Origin of the sequence: Cobetia amphilecti, from assembly GCF_020217465.1 — a bacterium.
Taxonomy (GTDB): domain Bacteria; phylum Pseudomonadota; class Gammaproteobacteria; order Pseudomonadales; family Halomonadaceae; genus Cobetia; species Cobetia amphilecti.
The window spans coordinates 1,645,288-1,669,749 of the sequence record NZ_CP084115.1 but is presented as its reverse complement, the minus strand read 5'-3'; the positions used below and the strand labels follow the sequence as shown (position 1 = coordinate 1,669,749).

21 protein-coding genes are annotated in these 24,462 nt (G+C 61.8%); 7 read left to right on the top strand and 14 right to left on the bottom strand.

The window, feature by feature from the left end:
* Positions 1 to 213: 213 nt before the first annotated feature.
* The 4 genes from LCW13_RS07155 to LCW13_RS07140 all read right to left on the bottom strand — a co-directional run bounded on the left by LCW13_RS07155 (position 214) and on the right by LCW13_RS07140 (position 4,266).
* Positions 214 to 1,254 (bottom strand): Ldh family oxidoreductase, encoded by a 1,041-nt coding sequence (locus LCW13_RS07155; protein ID WP_199852361.1) that lies wholly within the window; start codon positions 1,252 to 1,254, stop codon positions 214 to 216.
* A 31-nt stretch (positions 1,255 to 1,285) separates the two neighbouring features.
* Entirely contained in the window at positions 1,286 to 2,614 is a 1,329-nt protein-coding gene (locus tag LCW13_RS07150) for a TRAP transporter large permease (RefSeq protein WP_054555879.1), read from the bottom strand.
* Entirely contained in the window at positions 2,611 to 3,126 is a 516-nt protein-coding gene (locus LCW13_RS07145) for a TRAP transporter small permease subunit (RefSeq protein ID WP_043334025.1), read from the bottom strand. The genes LCW13_RS07150 and LCW13_RS07145 overlap by 4 nt, the downstream gene beginning before the upstream one ends.
* A gap of 81 nt (positions 3,127 to 3,207) precedes the next feature.
* Positions 3,208 to 4,266 carry a type 2 periplasmic-binding domain-containing protein gene (locus LCW13_RS07140; protein ID WP_043334026.1) on the bottom strand — a complete coding sequence of 353 codons (1,059 nt, stop codon included), beginning with the start codon at positions 4,264 to 4,266 and terminating at the stop codon, positions 3,208 to 3,210.
* Positions 4,267 to 4,604: 338 nt separating this feature from the next.
* Between LCW13_RS07140 and LCW13_RS07135 the strand changes: the two genes are divergently transcribed.
* Complete coding sequence (locus tag LCW13_RS07135) at positions 4,605 to 5,213, top strand: helix-turn-helix domain-containing protein (protein ID WP_172978641.1); 609 nt, start codon at positions 4,605 to 4,607, stop codon at positions 5,211 to 5,213.
* A gap of 115 nt (positions 5,214 to 5,328) precedes the next feature.
* On the opposite strand, the gene LCW13_RS07130 is transcribed toward LCW13_RS07135, so the two are convergent.
* Together LCW13_RS07130 and LCW13_RS07125 are read right to left on the bottom strand one after the other, a co-directional pair.
* Positions 5,329 to 5,724 (bottom strand): RcnB family protein, encoded by a 396-nt coding sequence (locus LCW13_RS07130; protein WP_153635514.1) that lies wholly within the window; start codon positions 5,722 to 5,724, stop codon positions 5,329 to 5,331.
* A gap of 474 nt (positions 5,725 to 6,198) precedes the next feature.
* Complete coding sequence (locus LCW13_RS07125) at positions 6,199 to 6,396, bottom strand: hypothetical protein (protein WP_225347907.1); 198 nt, start codon at positions 6,394 to 6,396, stop codon at positions 6,199 to 6,201.
* Between the two features lie 133 nt (positions 6,397 to 6,529).
* On the opposite strand from LCW13_RS07125, the gene LCW13_RS07120 reads away from it, so the two are divergent.
* Positions 6,530 to 8,290: a purine-cytosine permease family protein gene (locus LCW13_RS07120; RefSeq protein WP_153635513.1), complete on the top strand. Its 1,761-nt coding sequence runs from the start codon at positions 6,530 to 6,532 to the stop codon at positions 8,288 to 8,290.
* A 140-nt stretch (positions 8,291 to 8,430) separates the two neighbouring features.
* A complete protein-coding gene (locus LCW13_RS07115) occupies positions 8,431 to 9,912 on the top strand; it encodes a mannitol dehydrogenase family protein (protein WP_215824269.1) in 1,482 nt (493 codons plus the stop codon).
* Positions 9,913 to 10,029: 117 nt separating this feature from the next.
* Here the strand turns inward: LCW13_RS07115 and LCW13_RS07110 are convergent, their stop codons facing one another.
* From LCW13_RS07110 to LCW13_RS07075, 8 genes are all read right to left on the bottom strand, one after another.
* Positions 10,030 to 10,926 carry an EamA family transporter gene (locus LCW13_RS07110; RefSeq protein ID WP_043334030.1) on the bottom strand — a complete coding sequence of 299 codons (897 nt, stop codon included), beginning with the start codon at positions 10,924 to 10,926 and terminating at the stop codon, positions 10,030 to 10,032.
* A gap of 353 nt (positions 10,927 to 11,279) precedes the next feature.
* A complete protein-coding gene (gene phnX, locus LCW13_RS07105; protein WP_043334032.1) occupies positions 11,280 to 12,098 on the bottom strand; it encodes a phosphonoacetaldehyde hydrolase in 819 nt (272 codons plus the stop codon).
* Positions 12,099 to 12,111: 13 nt separating this feature from the next.
* Positions 12,112 to 13,251 (bottom strand): 2-aminoethylphosphonate--pyruvate transaminase, encoded by a 1,140-nt coding sequence (locus LCW13_RS07100; protein ID WP_043334033.1) that lies wholly within the window; start codon positions 13,249 to 13,251, stop codon positions 12,112 to 12,114.
* A gap of 49 nt (positions 13,252 to 13,300) precedes the next feature.
* Entirely contained in the window at positions 13,301 to 14,989 is a 1,689-nt protein-coding gene (locus LCW13_RS07095; protein ID WP_404813682.1) for a putative 2-aminoethylphosphonate ABC transporter permease subunit, read from the bottom strand.
* Positions 14,989 to 16,212 carry a putative 2-aminoethylphosphonate ABC transporter ATP-binding protein gene (locus tag LCW13_RS07090; RefSeq protein ID WP_084589472.1) on the bottom strand — a complete coding sequence of 408 codons (1,224 nt, stop codon included), beginning with the start codon at positions 16,210 to 16,212 and terminating at the stop codon, positions 14,989 to 14,991. The genes LCW13_RS07095 and LCW13_RS07090 overlap by 1 nt, the downstream gene beginning before the upstream one ends.
* Positions 16,213 to 16,274: 62 nt before the next feature.
* Positions 16,275 to 17,321 carry a putative 2-aminoethylphosphonate ABC transporter substrate-binding protein gene (locus tag LCW13_RS07085; RefSeq protein WP_225347906.1) on the bottom strand — a complete coding sequence of 349 codons (1,047 nt, stop codon included), beginning with the start codon at positions 17,319 to 17,321 and terminating at the stop codon, positions 16,275 to 16,277.
* Positions 17,322 to 17,466: 145 nt separating this feature from the next.
* Positions 17,467 to 18,180 carry a UTRA domain-containing protein gene (locus tag LCW13_RS07080; protein WP_054555867.1) on the bottom strand — a complete coding sequence of 238 codons (714 nt, stop codon included), beginning with the start codon at positions 18,178 to 18,180 and terminating at the stop codon, positions 17,467 to 17,469.
* Between the two features lie 162 nt (positions 18,181 to 18,342).
* The gene (locus LCW13_RS07075) at positions 18,343 to 18,552 is read right to left on the bottom strand and encodes a putative quinol monooxygenase (protein WP_225347905.1); all 210 of its coding nucleotides are present in this window, start codon (positions 18,550 to 18,552) and stop codon (positions 18,343 to 18,345) included.
* A gap of 428 nt (positions 18,553 to 18,980) precedes the next feature.
* On the opposite strand from LCW13_RS07075, the gene aldA reads away from it, so the two are divergent.
* The 4 genes from aldA (at position 18,981) to LCW13_RS07055 (ending at position 24,385) form a co-directional block, all read left to right on the top strand.
* Positions 18,981 to 20,405 (top strand): aldehyde dehydrogenase, encoded by a 1,425-nt coding sequence (gene aldA / locus LCW13_RS07070; RefSeq protein ID WP_225347904.1) that lies wholly within the window; start codon positions 18,981 to 18,983, stop codon positions 20,403 to 20,405.
* 173 nt (positions 20,406 to 20,578) lie between these two features.
* The gene (locus tag LCW13_RS07065) at positions 20,579 to 21,814 is read left to right on the top strand and encodes a mandelate racemase/muconate lactonizing enzyme family protein (protein ID WP_225347903.1); all 1,236 of its coding nucleotides are present in this window, start codon (positions 20,579 to 20,581) and stop codon (positions 21,812 to 21,814) included.
* Between the two features lie 5 nt (positions 21,815 to 21,819).
* Entirely contained in the window at positions 21,820 to 23,448 is a 1,629-nt protein-coding gene (locus LCW13_RS07060) for a GMC family oxidoreductase (protein ID WP_225347902.1), read from the top strand.
* Between the two features lie 178 nt (positions 23,449 to 23,626).
* Positions 23,627 to 24,385, top strand: a complete 759-nt coding sequence (locus LCW13_RS07055; RefSeq protein ID WP_225347901.1) for an IclR family transcriptional regulator — start codon at positions 23,627 to 23,629, stop codon at positions 24,383 to 24,385.
* Positions 24,386 to 24,462: the final 77 nt, after the last annotated feature.

Below are 24,462 nucleotides of genomic sequence, written 5' to 3'. Positions count from 1 at the left end.
CAGTGGTGCGCATAATCAGGCAGAACTGGATGGGCGCTCAGTATCGGCAGGCGTGAGGTTGGCAGCACCGAAGACAACGCCGATGACAAGCCCGACGATAGAGACCTTCATACAAGAACGGCCGCCCAGGAGGCGGCCGTTCTTCTTCATGCAATTGTGACTTTCCGCGGTGTGCTCTCAGCGATCACTCTGCTGCTCGGTCTACACGGAGGTTCATGAGGCCAGCTTGAGGATATCGTCATACAAGGCTCTCGAAAGCGTGACGCCCTCTTCTTGATGCTTCTGGCGAGCCTTGAAGCGACGCTCGGAGGAGAGCCTTGCGCCCTGCTGCTTCACGAGTTCGAACAGCCTTTCAGAGCGCAGCATGTGCTGCTGGGTGCTGCCGCCCGTGAGGCGCGCGGGATCTATCGCGATGATCAACTCCCCATGATACGGCAGGCTCCCCTTGCCCTGATCGTGTTCGCTGGATTCGATACTCAGCATGTCGCCGATCAGCGGCCCTGCGATCAACTCGATCATGATCGCCAGCGCAGAGCCCTTGTGATCACCGAAGGGCAGCATCGCGCCATGGTCCAGCACTTCCGTCGGGTCCTGTGACGGCTCGCCCTCTCGATCGACACCCCAGCCGAGCGGAATCTTGTCCCCCTGGCGACGATGCAGCTCGATATCGCCGCGCGCGATGGCACTGGTGGCGAAGTCGAATACGTACGGGTTTCCGTCCTCACGCGGCCAGCCAAAGGCGAGGGGATTGGTCCCCAGCAGAGGCTGACTGCCACCATACGGCGCCATGTACGACTGAGTCGGATTGCAGGCGATAGCGACCAGTCCTTCACGCGTCAGCCGCTCGATCTCTACCCACAATGCCGTGCCATGCACGCAATGATTGATGGCCAGAATGGCAATGCCATTGGCACGCGCCTTGTCGAGCAGCTCAGGCACGCCCTGCTGGAAGGCCAGCGACGAGAAGCCCCCCTTGGCATCCACCTTGACGATGGAGGGTGCCGTATCCTCGACGACCGGCACGGCGTCCGGCACCACACCGCCATTGTTCAGTGTCGCGACGAACCCCATCAGGCGATAGAGCCCATGGGAACGACAGCCGTCCATTTCAGCCGCTACCAGCGCGTCACTCATGGCATCGACATGTGGCTCACTGAACCCATGGTGGCTCAGCACCTCGTGACATAGCGTCTTGAGCGCTGCCCGATCGAGATTGACGTCCATTCCTGTCTCTTCCTGTGTTGCATCACTCATACGAACTCATTCCTTTCCAATAAGGTGTCCATCATTTCCATGACGGTCCGCTGATGGCATCAGGCAACCACAGCGCCAGTCCCGGGAAGGCCAGGATCAGCGCCAACACCACCAGCTGCAGGAAGATGAAGGGCATCACCCCCTTGTACATGTGCTTCAGCGTCACTTCAGGAGGCGTGATGGCACGCAGATAGAAGATGGAGGGCGCCAACGGCGGTGTCAGATAACTCGTCTGCATCACGATCAGGAAGGCCACGCAGAACCAGATCTCATCGAACCCGAGCAGGCCGATGACCGGCATCGCCACGGGGATGACGATCAGGACCACCGAGATCATGTCGAGCACGAAACCGGCCAGGAAGGCGATCAGGAGGATGGCGCCAAGAATCAGCCACGGGCTCAAGCCGGTATCCAGCAGCAACGACTGTACGGTGGCCATCCCGCCGGAGGCGAAGAAGACGCCCGCGAACATGTTGCCGCCCAGCACGATCAGCAGAATCATCGCGGTGATGTTGAGTGTGCGTACCGCCGCGTTCCACAGGATGGACAGCGTGAGATTGCGATACCCCAGTGCCAGCAATACGGAGCCGAGCGCCCCACAGGCCGCCGCTTCCGTCGGCGTGGCGATGCCCATCAGAATCGTGCCCAGCACCACCAGGATCAGACTCATGGTCGGCAGCAGCGCACTCAGGGTAATGGTGAGCAGCTTGCCCCACCCCGGATGCTGCTCATCTTCCTTGAGTCGCGGCGCAAGTGCTGGCTTCAGCGCACAGACCACGACGATATAGAGGAGGAACAGCAGCGCCATCAACAGCCCCGGGATCAGCAGACCACTGAACAGTGATCCGACAGAGACCCCGGCTACAGGCCCGAGAATGACCACGGTAATGGAAGGCGGAATCGCCGTGCCCAATGAGCCACTGGCACAGATGGTGCCGGAGATCAGCGACTTGTCGTAGTGATGCTTGAGCATGACCGGCACGGCCAGCATGCCGATCACCGCCTCGGTGGCCCCGACGACACCACTGGCGGCGGCGAAGATGGTGCCCATGATGACCGCACCGACGCCCAGCCCGCCGGGCATCCGACGTGTCCACAGATGGATGGCCCCGAACAGTCGCTCGGCAATGCCGGAATTCTCGAGCATCGCGCCCATGAAGATGAACAAGGGCACGGCAGCCAGAATGGAATTGGACGCCGTGTCCTCGATCTTGGTCAGCAGTTGATAGGCCGCGGCATCCCCGAACTGGGCAACACCAAAGACGGTAGCGACAACGATCATCGAGAACGCGATCGGGAAACCGAGCACGATCAGAGCGATGAGCGCAGGGAACATGATGAGGGCAATGAAGTCGCTCATGAGGACACCTCCGCGCCATGATCATGGCCCAGCAGTGTGCTCCAGAGCTTCAACATCTCCGCGATCACCTGCAGCGTCAGATAGACGAAGCCCAGCCACCACACGCCGAAGACCGGCCAGATCACCGGATTCCAGGCAGAACGTCCGGAGCGCTCATTGCTGGAGAACGCCTCGAGCGCATAGAGCGACAGCTCCCAGACAAGCCACATCAGTACCGGCAGCAACACCGCATAACAGGCCAGATGAACTCCAGCCCTGAGACGCGGTGCAAAATTCTGGCTCAACACATCCACACTAACGTGCTGGCCGACACGCAGGGCATTTGCCATGCCAAGCATGAAGATGGCGCCCATCACCATGTAGCTGACTTCAAACGCCCATAAGGTGGGCTTTCCCAGCACATAACGACTGAAGACTTCATAGACCAACGCAAGCACCAGCGGCAGTATCAAGACTGCCCCCAGATACCCGGCCCAGCGGGTCTGGCGCTCAATGACAGCGACGATTTTCATGGCAACTCACCAGGATGACGACAAGGAGAGAGCCCGGGCGATACAGGTATCGCCCGGGCCAGAGACATCATTCAAGAGGAATCAGCGTCCCATTTCCCCGATCGGCAAACGGTAGTCCTGCCAGGTCGTCATGCTCTGTTTGAAGGTACGTTGCGACTCAAGCACACGTGCGAACCACTCATTCTCGCCCGCCTTCTCATCTTCCCAGGCACGGGTCTCTTCGTAGATGGCATCGATGAAGGATTGATCCAGCTGCACGATTTCGTTGGGGCCTTCCTCCAGCTCCTTGAAGGCCTTGAGATCGGCAAAGGAGCTATCCAGCCAGGACTCGAACACGCTCAGCTTGCCCGCGAGGCGCAACTGGTTCTGCTGGGCTTCGCTCAGCCCGTCCCAGGCATCGACATTCACTTCACACTCCAGAATGCCGCCCGACTGATGGATGCCGGGCAAGATGACGTACTGCGCGACATTCTGGAAACCCGTCGGCTTGTTGAGCTCAGGACTCCCCCACTCCGCGGCATCGATTACACCGCGATCCAACGCCGTATAGATGTCACTGCCGGCCATCACCACGGTAGAGGCCCCAAGACGTGAGGCGATTTCAGCCCAGGCACCCGAGGTTCTCAGGCGCAGTCCCTGGAAGTCCTCAAGCGTCTGCACCTTCTTGCTCGAGTGCAGGAAAATCTCGGTGCCCAGGGTCGAGCACGGGAAGGCCACGACGCCGAACACCTCGCGACGGAAGGCTTCATAGAGCTCGACACCGCCGCCCTCGTACATCCACAGCATGAATTCTTCCGGTGTCAGGCCGCTGGAGTGCCCGGCCAGCAGCGCTGCCGTCGGGTCAGTTCCGTAGTCATAGTTGATGTAGTTGTGACTGATCTGCGCGACACCGGACTTCACGGTATTGGTGACGCGCAGCGCGCCGCCCAGGGTGCCACCGGGGAATACCTGGATGCTCACGTCGCCATTCGTCAATTCGCTTGCATAGTCCGCGAAGGTCTTGGCATCCCGTTCAAGCCAGGGCCCACCGCCCCACGGGGTCGCCATCTTCCACTCGACGTCCGCCGCCTGAGTCGTGGCAGTCGCCAACAGGCTGGCAGCGATACCCATGCCGAGGAGCTGTTTCTTGAAGTCGTACATTTTTGTTTTCCCAAGATTATTTTAATTAGAGTGCAATGCCATGCGTACCTGCAGGCGAATGCCTGATACAGGCTGAGGCCTGATACACGCCCAGTGGGCGGCCACTGTCGATTGCGCATTCGCCTCCACAATTGCATATACGCAATATTGGGTCAAATGTGGATACCTGCTCGACATTTTGCTCGTGGAAGCCCTAAATGGACGCCATCATGGCGCTTACGCCTCTCTCCTGCCGTGGCATGACTTGATGACTCGCGCCCATGTGCCACACAGGCGCTGAGCAACGGCAAACGGCGACAGACGCCACCCAGCAGACAAACTCGATGGAGCACGCTGACATGACACCCCACCAGGAAACGCCGATCGCGCTGAAGCACCGAGAACGCAAGGCAGGCGCCATTGGTGACAATCTCAAGGCACTACGCAAGGAGAAGGGACTGACCATCGCGGCCGTGGCCAGCGCGTCAGGTATCTCGGCGGCCAGCGTGTCGAGAATCGAGAATGGACGTATCTCGCCGACCTTCGAGGCGATCGTGAATCTCGCTAGGGGCCTGAAGGTGGATGTCAGCGAGCTGTTCTATCACACGGAGGACGCGGCATTTCGGGGTTGGCTCGCGTTGACGCGAGCACAGGAGGGAGACGTCATCGAGACGCCCAACTACCGCTATCGACCGCTCTGCAACAATGTGGCGTCCAAGGAATACATGGTATTGGAAACCACCGTGCTCAATCGCAGTCTCGAGGAGTTCGGCGGCCTGCAAAAACATTCCGGCCAGGAACAGATCATCGTGACCAGCGGCGAGGTGACGGTCTGGACCGAACTCTACGACCCCATCCAGCTCAAGGTCGGTGACAGCCTGGCCTTCGACAGCACCCTCGGACACGCCATCACCTACAACGGTGACACCCCCGCGACCATGACCTGGGTATGCAGTGCCTACGCGTGAGGGGATCGAGCCTCATGTGGACAGCACTTTCCACTGAAGATCGGACATGAAAAAGGGGCCTCATCAGAGGCCCCTTTTTCATCGTCTTGCTTAGCGCAGCCTGTTGGCCACTAATTCAGCGATTGAGAATGATGGCCGTGATCGCGCCACCCGCCACCGCGGCCAGCACATAGCGCCCATCGATGTTCAGCCAACGATGACCGCGCGGCGGTTTGGACAGATGACGATGGTGCCAGTCCTTCACCCAGTAGCGGCTGTCGGAGTAGTAATGACGCGGCAGGTGGTCGCCACGGCGCCACTGGTGATGGCGTCGCGCCTCATGACGGCGGCGTTCATGGTGGCGCTGCTGCTTGTGGTGCTTATTGTGCTGTTTGCCGTGATGGCCGCGGTCGTGGTGGCCATGCCCACGGTCATGATGCCCATGGCCTCTATCGTGCGGTCCTGCCTGAGCCAGCGGGGCTCCCAGCAGCGTGAATATCATCATCAGAATGGTCAGTGTGCGCGTTCGCATGGCTGGCCTCCTCGCCTTGCCCCGTCGCCAATCAAGCGCCGGGAGTCATGTTGGGGCTTCCTGGTTAGGAAACAGTGTTGCGCAACCTTAGCGAGAACTGGGGGACGCCGCAAGATGTCTCATTTTTCTCGTTCTTTGTCGTTATTTCATGCACTTTCCGTCGCATTGTGCCGAAACCGATGTCGCCACTGACCAACACCCACCTTTATATGTCGCCACCTCTATAGCGCTCTTTATAGTGCTCTCTCGCAGCGACCCGACTTTCGCTGCCCTTTCCGCTGCCCTTTCCGCTGCCCTCTCCGCTGCCCCATTTCCCCTTTCGACTCCCGGGCCTCGATCAGGAGACTGCTGAGGCATGGCAAGAAAGCGACGATGCCGGGTACGCCGATCGCACCACATCGGTGCAAGACCACCCTCAGAGTTGTGAGATATCTGGCCCTGGATCGTTGGCCGTTTTAGCCAGGACACAATGCTTCAGGCGCCGAACGGGGGTGTGAGAACGGAAAAATTCATTTTGCTGAATCGTGTCATTGAATCGAGACACCCTCGCGCAAGCCCTGATTTCATGCGGCCTTCAGCGCTTTCCTGACTTTCATAGCCATGATCACTCGAGGACATAGCCCAAAGTTCAAGCACGCGGGCTTTGCGTTTTGATGACCATTCATCGATCATTTGCACCACACCTGAGTCATTTGATCGATAATAGACGATCTACCCTCGTCATCGCCGACAGGATCGCCAAGGCGGCTGCGTGACATCTCGGGTAGGAGCAGCAAGACAAGCCGTAAAAAAACAGGAGCCAATCATGGCCAGTACTGCGCCAGATTTGGATCGGCAGATCGCCCATATGGACGATGAGCTACTGCCGGTGCCACGTCATAAACTGCACCGGTGGCCACACTTTGCCGGTCTCTATGCCGCCGAGCACGTTGCCGCGACCGAGTTCGTCATCGGTGCCACCTTCGTGGCGCTCGGTGCCGGTATCTGGGATATCCTGCTGGGCCTGCTGATCGGTAATGGCCTCGCAGTGCTCAGCTTCTGGTTGATCACGACGCCAATCGCGATCGAGACCCGTCTGAGCCTCTTCACCTATCTTCACCGTATTGCCGGTGATTCGATGTCACGGCTCTACAATTGGGCCAACGTGGTCATATTCACCGCCATATCGGCGGCCATGATTACCGTTTCCGCCACGGCGGTCAGGCTGCTGTTCGACATCCCGGCCCAGACCCAGGCCTATCCCACCAGCTTCGAGTTCATCCTGCTGGCACTGGCCGTGGCGGCCATTGTGGTGCTGGTCGCGGTCTATGGCTTCAACGCCCTGACCGAATTCGCCAGCATCTGTGCCCCGTGGCTGATGCTGATGTTCACCGTCGGCGGCATGGTTCTGCTGCCGGAACTGGCGGAGTCCGTCACCGGTGAAACCAGCCTGAACAGTTTCTCGAGTTTCATTGATGTCGCCGGCAGTACCGTCTTCACCGGGATCAACTCCCAGGGCGAAGCGGGCATCGGCATCTGGGAAGTCATCGGCTTCTCCTGGGCGGCCAACACCTTCTCCCACTTCGGTCTGATCGACATGGCGCTGCTGCGCTATGCCAAGCGCATGCGCTCCGGCCTTGCGACCAGCACCGGCATGATGTTCGGCCACTATGTCGCCTGGATCTCCGCCGGCCTGATGGGCGCGGCCACCGCTGCCGTCGCCGGTATCAGCATCGATGTGCTGGAACCGGGCGAAGTGGCGTTGCACGCTCTTGGCGCCGCTGGCTTCGTGATCGTGGTCGTCGCAGGCTGGACCACCGCCAATGCCAACCTGTACCGCGCGGGCCTTGCCGCCCAGTCGGCGATGCCGAACCTGTCGCGCAACAAGGCGACGCTGGCCGTGGGTATCTGCGTTGCCGTGCTCAGCTGCTTCCCGTTCGTCTATCGCAGCATGCTGCCGCTGCTGACCTATGCGGGTCTGGTGCTGGTACCGGTCGGCGGGATCATCTTCGCTGAGCATCACCTGTTCCCGAAACTCGGCTTCAGCCGTTACTGGGCGCGCTACAAGGGCGTGAAGCACAACACGCCGGCACTGGCAACCTGGGCGCTGTCACTGATCTTCGGCTTTGGCCTCGAGACGGTCGACGTGATCCCGTTCTACTACCTGTTCCTGCCGACCTGGTTCGTCTCCATCATCCTCTACACCCTGATGGCCAGATCTGCCGGTGCAGCCGACTCCTACCCGAAAGCCGAAGCGGCCGAGCGGGAATTCCAGGAGCGTGTCGAAGCCCTGCACGCCAAGCAGGCCGAGACCACCAACCACGCACCGGTCAAGGACACTTCGGGTCTGACCAAGGCCATCAAGGCCGTCTGGATGGTGCTGGGCCTGGCGGTGCCGATGGTCCTCGCGCTGCGCGTACTCTTCGGCAGCCCGGACCTGGCCAGCTACGAAGCGAATCGTGAGTTGTTCTATGACGTGACCATCTGGTCGACGATCATCTACTTCATCTTCGCGTACTGGGAGCTGCAGCGCAGCAAGGCGCTGTTCAACAAGCAGTCCCCCAAGCAAGCGGCCACCGCTAGCTGAGTCGGCAGGGGCTTGCCCCCTGCCATGCCAGCGGCGAAGGAAGCCTGAATCACACGGGTGACCTTCGCCGCTGGCCGTTACGACCTACCCTTTCTTTACCCATCTCGACTCGACCGCGACACGCGGCAGGAGACCTCCCCATGACCCGTCTCTCCAATGCCAGTCTGACTCAGCTGGACGCCAAGGTAGCCACTCCGAACTATGACCGCACTGCGGTCAGCGCCGGTATCGTCCACTTCGGCGTGGGCGGTTTCCATCGTGCGCACCAGGCCATGTACCTCGACGAGCTGATGAATCAGGGCAAGGCGCTGGACTGGGGCATCGTCGGCGTCGGCGTGATGCCGGGCGACCGCCGCATGCAGGAAGCCCTGGCCTCGCAGGACCACCTCTACACCGTGGTACTCAAGCACCCGGACGGCAACTATGAGCCGCGCGTGGTGGGTTCCATCATCGATTACCGCTTTGCCCCGGACTCCCCGGATGCCGTCATCGAGCTGATGGCCGACCCGGCGATCCGCATCGTCTCGCTGACCGTCACCGAAGGTGGCTACAACTTCCACCCGGTCACCGGCGAATTCAATCTCGAGAACGCCGACGTCCAGCACGACCTGGCCAACCCGGGGGAAGCCAAGACCAGCTTCGGCCTGATCACCGAAGCCCTGGCACGTCGTCGCGAGCGTGGCGTCGCCCCGTTCACCGTGATGTCCTGTGACAACATCGAAGGCAACGGCAACGTCGCTCACAAGATGTTCACTGCCTACGCGCGCGCACGTGATGCAGAACTGGCGACATGGATCGAAGCCGAAGTGCCCTTCCCCAACTCCATGGTCGACCGCATCACGCCGGTGACCACGCCGGCTGACATCGAAGAGCTGTCCTCACGTTTCGGCGTGGAAGACGCCTGGCCGGTGGTCTGCGAGCCCTTCACCCAGTGGGTGCTGGAAGACCACTTCGCCAATGGCCGCCCGGCCTTTGAAGATGCCGGCGTGCAGCCGGTGGAAGATGTCGAGCCCTATGAGCTGATGAAGCTGCGTCTGCTCAACGCCGGTCACCAGGCGCTGTGCTACTTCGGCTACCTGGCCGGCTATCGCTACGCCCATGAAGCCTGCAACGACCCACTGATCGTCGACTTCCTGCTCGGCTACATGAACGAGGAAGCTCGCCCGACGCTGGCTCAGCTGCCGGGTATCGATCTCGACGCCCATTGCCGCACGCTGATCGAGCGTTTCGCCAACCCAGAAGTCAAGGACACCCTCGCGCGTCTGTGCGCCGAGACCTCCGACCGTATTCCGAAGTTCCTGATCCCGGTGGCACACGCACAGCTCAAGACCGATGGCGAACTGCGTCGTACCGCAGCCGTCGTGGCCAGCTGGGCACGTTATGCCGAAGGCGTGGACGAGCAAGGCGAGACCATCGATGTGGTCGACCCGCTGAAGGACGAGCTGATGGAGCGTGCCAGCCGTCAGCGCGAAGAGCCGACCGCCTTCCTGGACAACCGTGAACTATTCGGTGACCTGGTCGACCAGCCGCGCTTCCGCGATGCCTACCTCAAGGCCCTGAAGAGCCTGCACGACAACGGTGCCCGCGCCACGCTGGAAATGCTGGTGGCAGACGCCAAGTAAGCATGGCGGTGCAGGGGCTCACGACAGCGTGATGCCCCGCCAGCGCCCGCAGAAAGACAAAAGCGAGACAGGCAGCCGCCTGTCTCGCTTTTTTTGTGCCTCATGCCACGCCTTTCCTCACACCAGCGCAACGGTCCACAGTCCCGCCAGCATGATGACGATGCCGATCCACTTGGCGATGGCCGCTCGCTCGCGCAACCAGAGCACCCCGAGCATCACGCCCAGCGGGATCGACAGTTGACGCATTGCAACGACGAGGCTGACCTCCGCCGTCAGCGTCATGGCAACCAGCACCAGCCCATAGGTCGCCATCACCATCACGCCGGTCAGCACCATGCTGCCCCGCTCCCCCCGCCATAGCGCAGGCAGGCGGCGACGCTCTGCCGGCAGCAACATCACCAGCAGCGCGCCCCAGGCGACGGTCATGATGGCCTGCAACACCAGAAAGACAGCGCCCGCCGAGGTGGGCGAGTAACCGACACTCACCATGATATCCAGCGCCTGCTTGTCGATCAGCGAATAGCCGGTGGTGCCGACTGCTGCCAGCAGCGCGAACCCCAGTGCCGGGGTCAGGTAGGTCGAGGGGCGCAGGCCCTGCGGACTGCTCAAGGGCAGCACCAACGCGCCGAGTACGATCAGCCCCATGCCGACCAGATCCAACGCCGTAAGTGCCTGACTGCTCAGCAGACTCAGCGACACCAGCGGCACCAACACCACCGGCAAGGCCCGCGCGATGGGATACAGCACACTGACCTCGCCGCGCGCATAGGCCCAGGCAAGTCCGCCCATGTAGAGCACCTGACAGAGTCCGGTGGCCACCAGCCAGCCCCAGAATTCAGCGGGCAGCACGGCAAACGACGGCCCCAACCCCAGCAGCGGCGCAAAGATCAGCGCACCACTGGCCATGGCCAGCATGAAGAAGGCCAGCGACGGCGCCCGCCCCTTGCCGAGCAGATTCCAGCCCGCATGCAGACAGACCGAGATCAGGATGAGTCCCAGCGCCAGTGGGCTCAAGAGGCACTCACGGCAATCGTGTGGCCTTGAGCTTGAGCTTGAGCTTGAACATGAGATTGGGCCTGAACATGAAATTGGGCTTGAGAGTGAGCTTGCCCGTGCATGGAGACGGGCATGCGGACAGGCATGCGGAAATTACGGGCTTTCAGGGCAACCAGGCGGCAATCGCCAATGAGCATATGTCCTTACCTTTTGCGAGAAGACGCCAGCCTCAAGGCCTTGTGCAAGGACCCGAGGCTGGCGCCTGAAGGGGTGGAGTGAAGTGGTGGGGTGAAATGGTAGATCAAGGTGGGCGAGCGAGGTGACAGGCAGTGCAGCGCCAGGCCTGGCGTCGCCGCCCCGTCGCCAGGCTGTCAGGGGCGCTCGCCGCGCGCCAGACGCGCCTCGATCTCGCTGATCACCTCGGACAGCTGCGCAATGGTGTCGATCATGAAGTGCGGACCGGACGGCGCGAACTGGGCCTCGATGGCGCTGCGCCTTTCGTTGAGCTCTGCCTCTGACAGGGCCATGAACGCTGCGTGATCCAGCCCCATGGCGTTGCCGGAGCAGGTCAACGCGACTGTCCACATGCCGGCGCTGCGACCTTCCAGCAGCCCCGGCGCCGTGTCATCCACCTTCACACAGGCCGCCACGTCAGTGATGCCCAGCGCGATGACATTGGCCAGAGACTGCGCCGGAGAGGGTCGCCCCTTAGGCACTTCATCGGTGGCCACGACATGGTCCACCACCAGCCCATTGCCCTTGCCCCGTGCGACCACCTGCTCGAGCACCTCGCGGGGGTAGCCGGAGCAGGAGCCGATCTTGATGCCCTTGTCGCGCAACCCGTTGATGACCTCGAGCGCGCCGGGAATCAGGGCGGAGTGCGCCCCGATCTTGTCGATCTGCAGCGGCATGAAGCGCTCATAAAGCGCCGTGACATCGGCATCACTCGGGGCGTGGCCACAGGCTGCCTCGAAACGGGCCGCGATCGCTGGGTCATCACACAGGGTGCGGATGTGTTCCCATTTGCCCATGCCCATCGGGCCGCGCGCCTCTTCCAGACTGATGGCCACGCCGATTTCCGCGAAGGCCTCGACGAAGATCTGGGTCGGCGCGAAGGAGCCGAAATCCACCAGGGTGCCGGCCCAATCGAAGATGGCAGCCTGCAGACGATCCGGGGTGTGATATTGCATGACAGTTCTCCAGTCAGTTGAGTGCGACAGCGTCAGCGCACGGGCGGGCATCGTCGACACCCAGGGTGGCCAGCGCGTCATCCACGGCGGCCAAAAGTTGATCCATCACGCGGACATCCAGCTGCCCGATGCTGCCGATGCGGAAGCTCTCCACGTCGGTGAGCTTGCCCGGGTAGATGATGAAGCCACGTGCCTTGAGCTCGGCGTAGAAACGTGAAAAGTCGAAGTCCGGGTGTGCCGGGCTCAGGAAGGTGGTGATGATCGGCGACAGCCAGGCATCGTCGAGCAGGGTCGTGAAGCCGCGCTGACGCATGCCTGCCACCAGTCGCTGCATGTTGGCGTGATACCGGGCGTGGCGACCCGCGACGCCGCCCTCCTCGGCGTGTTCCTTCAGCGCCTGGTGAAACGCCGCCACCACGTGAGTCGGCGGGGTATAACGCCATTGGCCGGTGCGCTTGAGGTACTGCCATTGATCGTGCAGGTCCAGCGACAGTGAGTGGCTACGCCCCTGTGCCGCCTGCAGCGCATCACGCCGGGCGATCACGAAGCCGAGCCCCGGCACCCCCTCGAAGCATTTGTTGGCCGATGAGATCAGCGCCAGAAACGGAATACGTTGCGCATCGACCTCCAATGCCCCGAAGCCACTCATCGAATCGAGGATCAGCTCACGACCGTGTGCTGCCACCACCTCGGCGATGTCCGCCACTGGATTGAGCATCCCGGAGCTTGTCTCGCAGTGAATCATGGCGACATGACCGATCTCGGGCCTTGCCGCGAGTCTGTCGGCCACGGCCTTGGCACACGGCGCCTCGGCATCGCCCCACGCCAGCACGTCGCAGTCACGCCCCATGCGGGTCAGTAGACTGACCAGACGCTTGCCATAGGCGCCATTGACCAGCACCAGCGTCGTACTCGTCGGCTCGATCAGACTGCCCAGCGTCGCCTCGACCGCGAAGGTACCGCTGCCCTGCATCGGCACGCACTCATGGTGCTCACTGGCATTGGCACAGCGGAGCAACTGCTGGCAGATCTCGGCGGTCTTGGTGTTGAAGTCCTGATCCCAGGAGCCCCAGTCCTTCATCATGGCGGCCTTGACGCTCGCACTGGTGGTCAAGGGACCGGGAGTCAGCAGGTACGGATGTTGAATACTCATTGGTATATACCAGTTAATTTGCACAAAAAAAAGACGGCCAACGGCGTAATCAGGTCGCCTGTCGCCAGCGTTGGGCACGGGTCAACAGCAGATGACTGACCACCGCATGCAGCAGCTTGACGCCCAGACAGGTGAAGAAGATCAGCACTGCCATGGCGGCCGCGCTGGCGAAGTGCCCGGCTTCGTCGAGATGCATCACCGCGATGGAGGCCAGTCGGGTATCGCTGTTGTAGAGAAATACCACTGCCGAGACGGTCGTCATCGCGTTCATGAACAGATAGGCCGAGATATCCAGCACTGACGGCAGAGACACCGGCAAGGTGATGCGGCAGAAGGTCTTCCAGAACGGCACCTTGAGTGAGGCACCGACCGCCTCGAATTCCGGATCAAGCTGCTTGAGCGCAGTCACCGAGGTCAGGTGGCAGACGGTATAGAAATGCACCAGGGTGTTGAGCACCAGAATCGCGAAGGTGCCGTAGATCCAGTTCAGCGGGTTGTCGGCCTGGTTGAAGTAGAAGATGTAGGACAGACCCAGCACCATGCCCGGCACGGCCATCGGCATCATCGCCATGAAGTGCAGCCCCTGGCGCAGCGGGCGATAGCCCTGACTCTTCTCGGTCAGCCAGGCGTTGAAGAAGATGACCAGCGTGCCGATCAAGGTGACCCAGAAGGCCAGCGTCAGCGAGTTGAGCCACGCGTCCCAGCCACCGCCCGCCAGCGCCTTGAAGGCGTAGTGATCCAGGGTCAAGCTCAGGTTGTAGGGCCAGAACTGTACGAGCGAGGCATAGATGGCGGTGCCGATCACGGCCAGAATCGCGGCGGCCACGCCATAGCAGAGCAGCGCGAAGACCCAGTCACGCAGCGGGCTTGGTGTCGGCTGCCAGGGCACGGCGCGCGCCGAGAGCTGTGCGACCTGACGGCGCTGGATCCAGCGGTCCACCGCGAAGGACAGCAAGGCCGGCAACAGCAGGATGACGCTGACCACCGCGCCCATCTGGAAGTTCTGCTGCCCCACCACCTGACGATAGACATCGGTGGCCAGCACACTGAACTGCCCGCCGATGATCTTCGGCACGCCGAAATCGGTGATCGCCAGCGTGAAGGCCACGAAGGCGCAGGAGATGATGCCGTAGCGCGCGCCCGGCAAGGTGATGGTCAGAAAGCTGCGCCATTTGGGCGTTCCCAGCGCGTCCGCGGCTTCATAGAGACGGGCATCGCTGTTGCTGAGCGCCGTCATCATGATCATCAGCGCATGCGGGAAGATCCAGAAGGTCATGCCCATCACGATGCCGATGGGGCCGTAGATGCTCTCCCCCAGCAGCACATCCTTGAACCAGCCCTGATTGCCGAACAGATACACCAGACTGATGGCTGGCAGCAGTGACGGAGCCAGTAGCGGCAGGATGGACAGCATGCGGAAGACGCGCTTGCCCGGCATGCAGGTGCGGGTGATGCCGTACGCGCACAGGAACGCCAGACTCACCACCGTCAGGGTACTGATCAGCGCGATGCTGACGGAATTGATGATCGAGCCGACCAGCGCCGGCGTCTGCACATAGCGCGCGAAGTTGGCCAGGCCGACGAAGTCGCCACTGCGGTCCTGCACGCTCTTGATCAGCATGGTGGCCAGCGGCAACAGCAGCCCGATGACCAGCAGCGCCAGGGCCAGCAGCAACATCAACAGACGCAAGCCGGACTCGCCTGATAGCCGACCCGACAAGGGCAATGCGCGCGCCATCATGCCTGCGCCTCCACCAGCGGATACAGGCGGATCGCCTCGGAGGGCAGACGCACCCCCACCCGGGCACCGACCCGCACGCCCAGTGACTCGCTGTCCTTGAGCGCCACATCCGCCGACAGTGTCTGCCCACAGCCCTCAAGCGTCAGAGTGATACGCAGGAAGGCGCCGAGAAACTCGACGTGCTCCACCTGCGCCGACAGCCCCTCACCCACTGCGCACAGCGAGACGGCTTCCGGGCGAATGGCCAGACGCGCCTGATCCAGCCCCTCAAGATCATGCGCCGCGCATTCCAGACGCTGCTGGCCCAGACGCAAAGTACTGGCGTTTTCGGGACAGCATTGCAGGAAGTTCATGCTGCCGATGAATTCGGCCACGAAGGCGCTCGCCGGCTGACGGTAGATCTCGGCGGGAGTGCCGATCTGCTCGATCACACCATGGTTCATCACCACGATGCGGTCCGCCATGGCCAGGGCCTCTTCCTGGTCGTGGGTCACCATGATGGTGGTGACGCCCAGCCGTGCCTGCAGCGCCTTGATCTGACTGCGCAGATGCAGGCGTACGCGCGCATCCAATGCCGACAGTGGCTCATCGAGCAACAGCAGCCCCGGCTCGGTCGCCAGCGCCCGCGCCAGTGCCACGCGTTGCTGCTGGCCCCCGGACAGGGCCGCCGGATACTTGCCTTCACTGCCGGCCAGGTCCACCAGGGTGAGCAGCTCCGTCACGCGGCGGCGCATCGCGTCACGCGCATCGCGCCGATTGCGCAGCCCATAGGCCACGTTGTCGAACACGGTGAGATTGGGGAACAGCGCATAGGACTGGAAGACGATGCCGAAGTCGCGCGCCTGCGGCGGCAGCCGTGAGATGTCCTGGCCGCGCTGGTGGATGGTGCCTTCGCTCTGCGGCGCAAGCCCGGCGATGGCGCGCAGCAAGGTGGTCTTGCCACAGCCGGAGGGGCCGAGGAAGCACACGAACTCGCCTTCGCGGATCGCGAGGTCGATCTCGCTCAGGGCCGTGAACTGGCCATAGCGCTTGGTGAGGCCGCTGATCTTGAGGTGAATGCTGTCTGACGACGCAGAACGCGTGGTGAGTGCCTGAGGCGCTGCGTCACGCGCAGGCGCCCGGGCTGCAGGGCCGGAGACCGCGCGAGGCGAGGCGCCGGCAGTCGCTGGCGGCGCTTGGCGCGAGGCGTGATGACGCGGGGGTGCGGTCACAAGAGACATGCGAGAAACTCCCGACCCCGGCGCAAGGCGCCGGGGCAATGACGAAGGTGGCTGGGCGTGACTTACTGACTGTCGGACTTGCCGTCGTAACGGCGCTGCCATTCGGCGAGCACTGCATCCCGCTGGTTGGCCGCCTTGGCAAAGTCAGCCTCGATCATCATCTCGGTGATATTGGCCGGATAATGCTCGATCGGCTTGGCCACCCCTGGATAGGCCACGACCGCATAGCCTTCGTTGTAGAGTTCATTGGCCGGCTTGGAGACTGCCCAATCCATCAGTGTCTGCGCCGCCTCACGCTTGTCGGTGCCCTTCATGATCGCCGCGGCTTCCATGTCCCAGCCCAGCCCTTCCTCGGGGAAGACCAGGTCCACCGGTGCGCCCTGTGCCTTGAGGCGCGCGCCTCGGAAGGCGAAGGACACACCGACCACGGCCTCGCCGGAACCGGCCAGGTTGCAGGGCGCGGAGCCTGAGTGGGTGTAGCGGGCAATGTTGTCGTGCAGGCGGTCCATGTACTCCCAGCCGCCCTCGTCACCCCACAGCTGCAACCAGCTGGCGACATCCAGATAGCCGGTACCGGAAGAACTCGGGTTGGGCATGATCACGTGGCCCTTGAACTCGGGACGCGTGAGGTCTTCCCAGGACGTCGGCCTGGGCACTCCCAGTCGCTCACCTTCGACGGTGTTGTAGCAGAGCGAGGCGACCCAGGCGTCCATCCCGACCCAGGACGGGTCCTGGCCATCACGGTAGGCGGGGTCGACGAACTTGCTATCCAGCGCCTCGACTCCCTTGGGGGCATAACGCGACAGCATGCCTTCCTTCTCGAGCACCAGCAGGCTGGTCGCGGCCAGGCCCCACACCACATCCGCCTGCGGGTTGTCCTTCTCGGCAAGCAATCGTGCGGTGATCACGCCCGTGGAGTCGCGTACCCATTTGATGTCGATATCCGGGTGCGCCTGCTGGAAGCGTTCGGCATATTTCTGCAGATCATCGGACTCCACCGCGGTATAGACAGTGAGCTCGGTGGCCGCCTGGGCATTGAGGGAAACGACCAGACCAACGGCACTGGCCAGCAAGGAACGGGTGAGGAAGGAACGGGTCAAGAAGGACATCGGGACTCTCCAACGCTTGGAATGAATGGCTCTCGCCATCTGGTATATACCAAGAGTATGGGCGGGCCGAATGACACCCCCGTGACAGTCAGTTGAAGTCCCGGTGAAACAGTGTTACCTCATATAGCGTCCCTGCAGCGCGGGCTCAGGGCTTGTTCTTGAGCGTGACGGTGATGCACAGCGCATTGTGCAGCCAGCGCTCTTCGTCATAGCCGATGGGACGATGCTGCTCATCGAAGGTAGCGCGACGCACGGTCAGACCGGGGCTGCCCATGGCGACCCCCAGCTCCCGGGCGGCCTGCTCCCCCAGCGACTCGGAATAGAAGCGCAGCTCACGATGGGCCAGCGTCAGGCCGTAGCGCCCGCGCAGCTCCGCCCACAGTGACACCCCGAACTGGCCCTCCTCGAGCAGTCCCGGGGCGCGCTCCGGCACCACCCACATCGACTCGCTGAGCACTGCGCGCTCATCCACGAAACGCCGGCGGCGAATATGATAGAGCGGTGTCTGGGCGGCCAGGCCAAGCGCTTGCGCAGCCGGTGGGTAGGCCTGAACATCGGTCAGCAGCACTTCCGTGCGTGGCCGCCGCCCCTGCGCCGTCACATAGTCATTGAAGCCGGAGTCACGCGTGGGGTCGTAATCCAGCCGTGGCGGCGACACGAACCACCCACGGCGATTGCTGCGATGAATGCGCCCTTCTCCCTCCAGCTGCCCCAACGCCTGACGCAACGTCACGCGCGTGGTATCGAAGCGCTCGGCCAGCACTCGTTCAGAAGGCAAACGCCCCTCTTCAAAGGCATCAGGATCCTTCAGCTGTTCGCGCAGGCGATCGGTAAGGTGGAGGTAATACGCATCACTCATGACGAGGAGTCCTGACCAAAGATGAAGAGGGTTGCCACTACCGGGTAATAACATGGCGCCGCTTGCCCCGCCGGCGAAGAAAATGCCCGGGACTCTGCGCCGACAAACGGCTGGATGCTCCAGAAACTATCACATTCGCGTGACTCGCACTGGCCTGCCAGCTTATGTGCCGCTGACGCTGCAGGATTTCATGACAGCCGCCTGGTTGAGCTCACAGGCGTGGATGGCGGTGGGAGAATCCTTGGCCGCGAAGAAACGCATTTCCAGCATCCCCGGTTCAGCCGCTGAGCCCAGCTTGTTGTCAGCCAAGGCCTGCTTGAAGGTAGCGAGTTGTTCGGGCTTGACGTCAAATTTCACGATCAAGGTGAGCATGGAGATGCCCCTTTTAGTCAGTGGTTGTCATCGGCCCAACGGCAAGAGCTGTTGCGTCACGTGGCAGCAGGTCTGTCTCGGGAAGTGACTGACACTATCTTTCGCTGCGTGGCTGAAAAACCCGCGGCGCGGAGAAAGACTTTCAATGAAACCTTGAACGCGGAAACGCTGGAGTACCCGGCAACAAGGATGACCAGTTGTTGCTGAACGCACTGACAGGACGCTGATTTCCCTGTTTCCAGACTGATGGCCATGGGTAGGCAATGGCGTACGAAATCACCTTCACGCCATTCCCACCAGCAGTACTCTCCCAACCATAACTCCTGAAAAAATTCCATATACGGAAATCTATTTCTACATGTGAAAAACAGTTTGACACCTTTGGCGTCACTTCATAGCCTGTAGGCCAAATTCAGGAGGAGTGATGCATGCGCACTGACAAGAACTTCATCAACAACGAATTCGTCGCCTCATCCCAGGGCGAGATGATTTCGGTCTACAACCCGGCCACCGAAGCACTGGTAGGTCAGGTGCAGGCAGCAACCACTGACGAAGCGCTTGAAGCGGTGAGCATTGCGGCCAAGGCGCAGAAGGACTGGCGTGCCAAGACCAGCACCGAGCGTGCCGGCTACATGCACAAGCTTGCCGAGGCGCTGATGGCGCGCAAGGATGCCATCGGCCAGGCATTGGCAGATGAGTCCGGCAAGAGCCTGGAAGACGCCACCAATGAAGCCATCTACGCCGCCGACATCACGCGCTACCACGCCGAGTGGGCACGTCGTATCGAGGGCGAGATCGTCCCCAGCGACACTCCCAATGAAAGCCTGCTGCTGCAGCGTGAGCCCATCGGCGTCGTGGCCTGCCTGATTCCGTTCAACTACCCGGTGTTCACCCTGCTGCGCAAGATCGCCCCGGCGCTGATCACCGGCAACGCCGTGGTCGTGCGTCCGAGCAACAACACCCCGACCTCCGCCTTCGAGATCGCCAAGGCGATTCAGGATGCCGGCATTCCGGCAGGCATCGTCAACATCCTGGCGATGGACCACGGCACCGCAGAAGCCGTCTGCACTCACCCCAAGGTGGGCATGATCACCCTGACCGGCAGCGTCGGCGCCGGTCGCAAGGTGCTGGAATATTCCCAGGTCAACATCGCCAAGTCTTCACTGGAACTGGGCGGCAAGTCACCGGCCATCGTCGAGCCGGATGCCGACCTGGCCAAGGCAGCGGCACAGATCGCGGCCTCTACCCTCACCAACTGTGGCCAGCTGTGTACCGCCATCGAGCGTGTATATGTGCACGAATCCGTCTATGACGATTTCGTCGCCCAGCTGAAGCAGCAGATGGAAGGCGTCAAGTTCGGCAACCGTCTGGAAGATGCCAGCCTGATGGGGCCGCTGATCAACGAGAATTCGCGTCTCAACATCCATCAGATGGTGGAACGCGCCATCGATGACGGCGCCACTCTGGAAATCGGCGGCTATATCCCCGAGGGCAAGGGTCACTTCTACCCGCCGACCTTGCTGACCGGTTGCCGTCAGGACATGGAGATCGTGCAGGAAGAGATCTTCGGCCCGGTACTGCCGGTGCTGACCTACAGCGATGTGGATGAAGCGCTGGCACTGGCCAATGACCACCAGTTCGGTCTGGCCTCCGTGGTCTTCACCGAGAACTATCGCACCGCCATGAAGGTCGCCAACAACATCGAAGCCGGCGAGCTCTACATCAACCGCACCCCGGCGGACCCCTACCAGGGCTACCACGCCGGCTGGAAGCGCTCTGGCCTGGGCGGTGATGATGGCAAGCACGGCATGCTCGACTACACCCAGACCCGTCTGGTCGTGATGAACTACTGATCACGCCATTCCGTCTTACCTGTCACGCCTTCGGGGAACCCTCTCCCCCGGAGGCGCTGACGCCCTACCCCATTTCTTTCCGGAAGCGCGCTGTTGGCGTCGAATGACGGCATGCCAGGCAGTGCGCATCCACAATCTCCTGCTAGCCAGTGACCACTGAAAGGCCTGCCACCATGAAAGTTGTCAGTTGCGAGACACACATCGTCGCCACTCCGCCGCCCCACGTCGGCGGCATGTACTGGATCTTCGTTCAGCTGCGTACCGCTTGCGGCATCGAAGGGGTCGGTGAAGTCTATGCCGCCACCTTCCACCCGGAAGTCATGAGCAAGGCGATCGCCGATGTCTTCTCGCGTTATCTGGAAGGCAAGAACCCGCATCATATTGAACGTCTGTACCGCGAAGCCTTCTCCAGTGGCTTCACCCAACGCCCTGACCTCACCATGATGGGTGTGCTCAGCGGTCTCGAGATGGCCTGCTGGGACATCGTCGGCAAGGCGGCCGGTCTGCCGGTGTATGAGCTGATCGGTGGCAAGGTCCACGACAAGCTGCGCTCCTACACCTACTTGTACCCCAAGGATGCACGCGGCAACTACGACTATGACAACGTCGAGCTGGCTGTCGAATGCGCACTGGAAAACCGCGAGAAGGGCTTCACCGCGCTGAAGTTCGACCCGGCCGGCCCCTACACCGCCTACTCCGGCCAGATGCTGTCTCTGGAAGGCATGGACAAGAGCGCCACCTTCTGCCGCCGCATCCGCGAAGCGGTCGGCAACAGCTGTGATCTGTTGTTCGGCACCCACGGCCAGATGACACCGGCGTCTGCCATTCGTCTCGCCAAGTATCTCGAGCCCTATGACCCGCTGTGGCTGGAAGAGCCGATACCGCCGGGACAGAGCGAGGCCATGGCGCGTGTGGCAGACCACACCTCCATTCCGGTCGCGACCGGCGAGCGCCTGACCACCAAGTACGAATTCCACGATGTGCTCAAGAACAACGCGGCCTCCATCCTGCAGATGAACCTGGGACGCGTCGGCGGCATTCTGGAAGGCAAGAAGATTGCAGCGCTGGCAGAAACCTATTACGCCCAGATCGCCCCGCATCTCTACAATGGCCCTGTCGGCGCCGCGGCCAGTATCCAGCTGGCGACCGCCACGCCCAACTTCCTGATTCAGGAAAGCATCGGCACCTGGGATGGCTTCCACGCCGATGTGCTCAAGGAGAAGATCGAGTGGCGTGATGGCTACATCATCCCCTCCGCCAAGCCGGGCCTGGGGGTCGAGCTGAACATGGACGTGGTCAAGGCCAATTCACCTTACACCGGCCGGGCCCTTCACCTGAGCATGGACCCGCGTCCCTATGACGTGAAGGAACAGTCCAGCACCGACTGGAAGCGCAAGCCGGAGGCGTAACGCTGATGCAATACGATTTCATCATTGTCGGTGCCGGGTCGGCGGGATGCATCCTCGCCAACCGGCTTAGCGCCAGCGGACGCCACAGCGTGTTGCTGCTGGAGGCCGGCGGCAAGGACACCTCGCCCTGGATCAAGGTGCCGGTCGGGTTCGCCAAGACCTACTACAACCCGACCTACAACTACATGTATTACAGCAAGGAAGAAGCCGCGATGGGGGGCCGCAAGATCTATACCCCCCGCGGCAAGGTGCAGGGTGGCTCCGGTTCCATCAATGCGATGATCTATGTCCGGGGCCAGGCCTCGGACTTCGATGACTGGGCGCGCGTCGGCAACGACGGCTGGTCCTATCGCGAGGTACTGCCCTACTTCAAGCGTCTTGAATGCCACCCGGATGGCGACACCGAGTATCGCTCCGGCCAGGGGCCGATCGGCATCACGCCACTCAAACATGGCGCACACCCGATCTGTCAGTCGTGGCTGGAAGGTGCTAGCGAGCTGGGTTACACGCTCAATGATGATTTCAACGGCGAGCACTTCGAGGGTGCTGGCATCTATGAGGCCAATATCCGCAAGGGACAGCGAGATTCCAGCAATACCGCCTACCTGAAGCCGGCATTGTCGCGCGACAACCTCACGCTCAAGCATATCTGTCGGGTGGAGCGCGTGATGCTGGAAGAGGCGCCCGATGGCGGCAAGCGCGCCACGGGTGTCGTCTACCGGCTTGATGACGAGGTCATCGAGGTGACGGCGCGTCGCGAAGTCATTCTCTGCGCTGGCGCGGTGGATTCCCCGAAGCTGCTGCAGCTTTCGGGGATCGGCGAGCGTGAGGCGCTGGCCACGCATGGTATCGAGACACAGGTAGACCTGCCGGCCGTCGGTCAGAATCTGCAGGACCACCTGTGCGCCAGCTACTACTACCGCGCCAATCGCACCACGCTGAATGACGACTTCGCGTCCTTCTGGGGTCAGGCCAAGGCGGGACTGCAGTACCTGGTCAATCGCAGCGGGCCGCTGGGCATGAGCGTGAATCAGGCCGGAGGGTTCTTCCGAGGCAGCGAAGCGGAGTCAGAGCCGAACATCCAGCTCTACTTCAATCCGATGTCCTACCAGATTCCCAACGACCCGAAGGCCAAGCTGACGCCGGAGCCGTATTCCGGCTTCCTGCTGGCCTTCAATTCCTGCCGACCGACCAGCCGTGGCAGCATTTCACTGTCCTCGGCAGACCCGGCAGCCCCGGCGACGATCTGCCCCAACTACCTCAGTACCCAGAAGGATATCGATGAGGTAATTCAGGGCAGTCGACTGGTGCGCAAGCTGATGGGCGCGCCCGCTCTCAAGGCCATCACCGAGTGCGAGGTCGCCCCGGCCGAGACGGTCCACGACGAGGACAGCATGCTTGCGTATTTCCGCTCCCAGGGTGGCTCCATCTACCACCTGTGCGGTTCCTGCGCGATGGGCCCGGACAAGGCGAACGCCGTGGTCGACAGCCGGCTGAAGGTACATGGTGTGGCGGGACTGCGCGTCATCGATGCCGCCATCTTCCCCAATATCACCTCCGGCAACCTGAATGCGCCGGTGATGATGGTGGCGGAAAAAGGCGCGGACCTGGTGCTGGCCGATCACGCCGAGTGATCCGAAGATCAGCCACCAATCCCGCGCACGGCCCATGGGTCTGGTACCCTATGGGCCATTTATTTTCAGCGCATGAGAGATGCCGTGTGTGGCATCGTTCATCCGTCGTCACAGTGTCACAGCCCCGGATGCACGCCGCCTGTGACCGAGATTCGCGTTTCGGAGTGTCCCCGCGTTCATGAATCACGAGAAGACCAAAGCCCCTGCCGTCGACCACAGTGTCATGATTCTGGATCTGCTTGCGGCAGCCTCCTACCCGCTGACGCTCTCGGAAATCTGTGAGTCCACCGGCATCTCGCCCGCTACCGGTCATCGTGTGATCAACTCCCTGCTGCACCATCAGCTGGTCGCTCACGATCCCGGTCGCAAGAAGTCCTACTGCATCGGCTCGCGCATCTTCCAGATCTCCTCGACGATCTACAACAAGCAGAGCCTGATTCCGGTCTTCTACCCCATCGCCGAGATTCTCAAGAACGAGATTCACCGCTCGATCTTCCTGTGCATCCCCATCGGGGATCAGGTGGTGGTGATCTCGAAGGTCGATGCCTCCGGCAGTGGCAGCTACAACCTCTATATCGGCAAGACCATGGCCCAGCATGCCTGTGCCGCCGGTAAGGCGATTCTCGCCATGCGCCCCGAGAGCTCGCGTCAGCTGTACCTGGAGGCTGCCACGCGTATCACGCCCGGCCTGGCCGAACGCCGTGACGAGATGGATGCCGAACTTGAGCGTGCGCAACGCCTCGGGTATGCCGTGTCCAGTGGCGATGCCGAGGGACAATTGAGCTGTATCGCGGCGCCTGTGCTGAACATGCGCAATGAGCCTATCGCCGCAATTAGCGCCGTCATCAGCCAGGACTGCCTGAATCCGCAGCAGGCTCGCGCCTACTCCAAGCATCTGGTTCAGGCGGCGCGTCAGCTCTCCTCGCGCATCATCTGAGGTCCAAAACGGCACCTGACGTGCCAGCAATGCTGCACCGCACAAAGTCTTGCCACTATATATAGGTATTTTTAGCA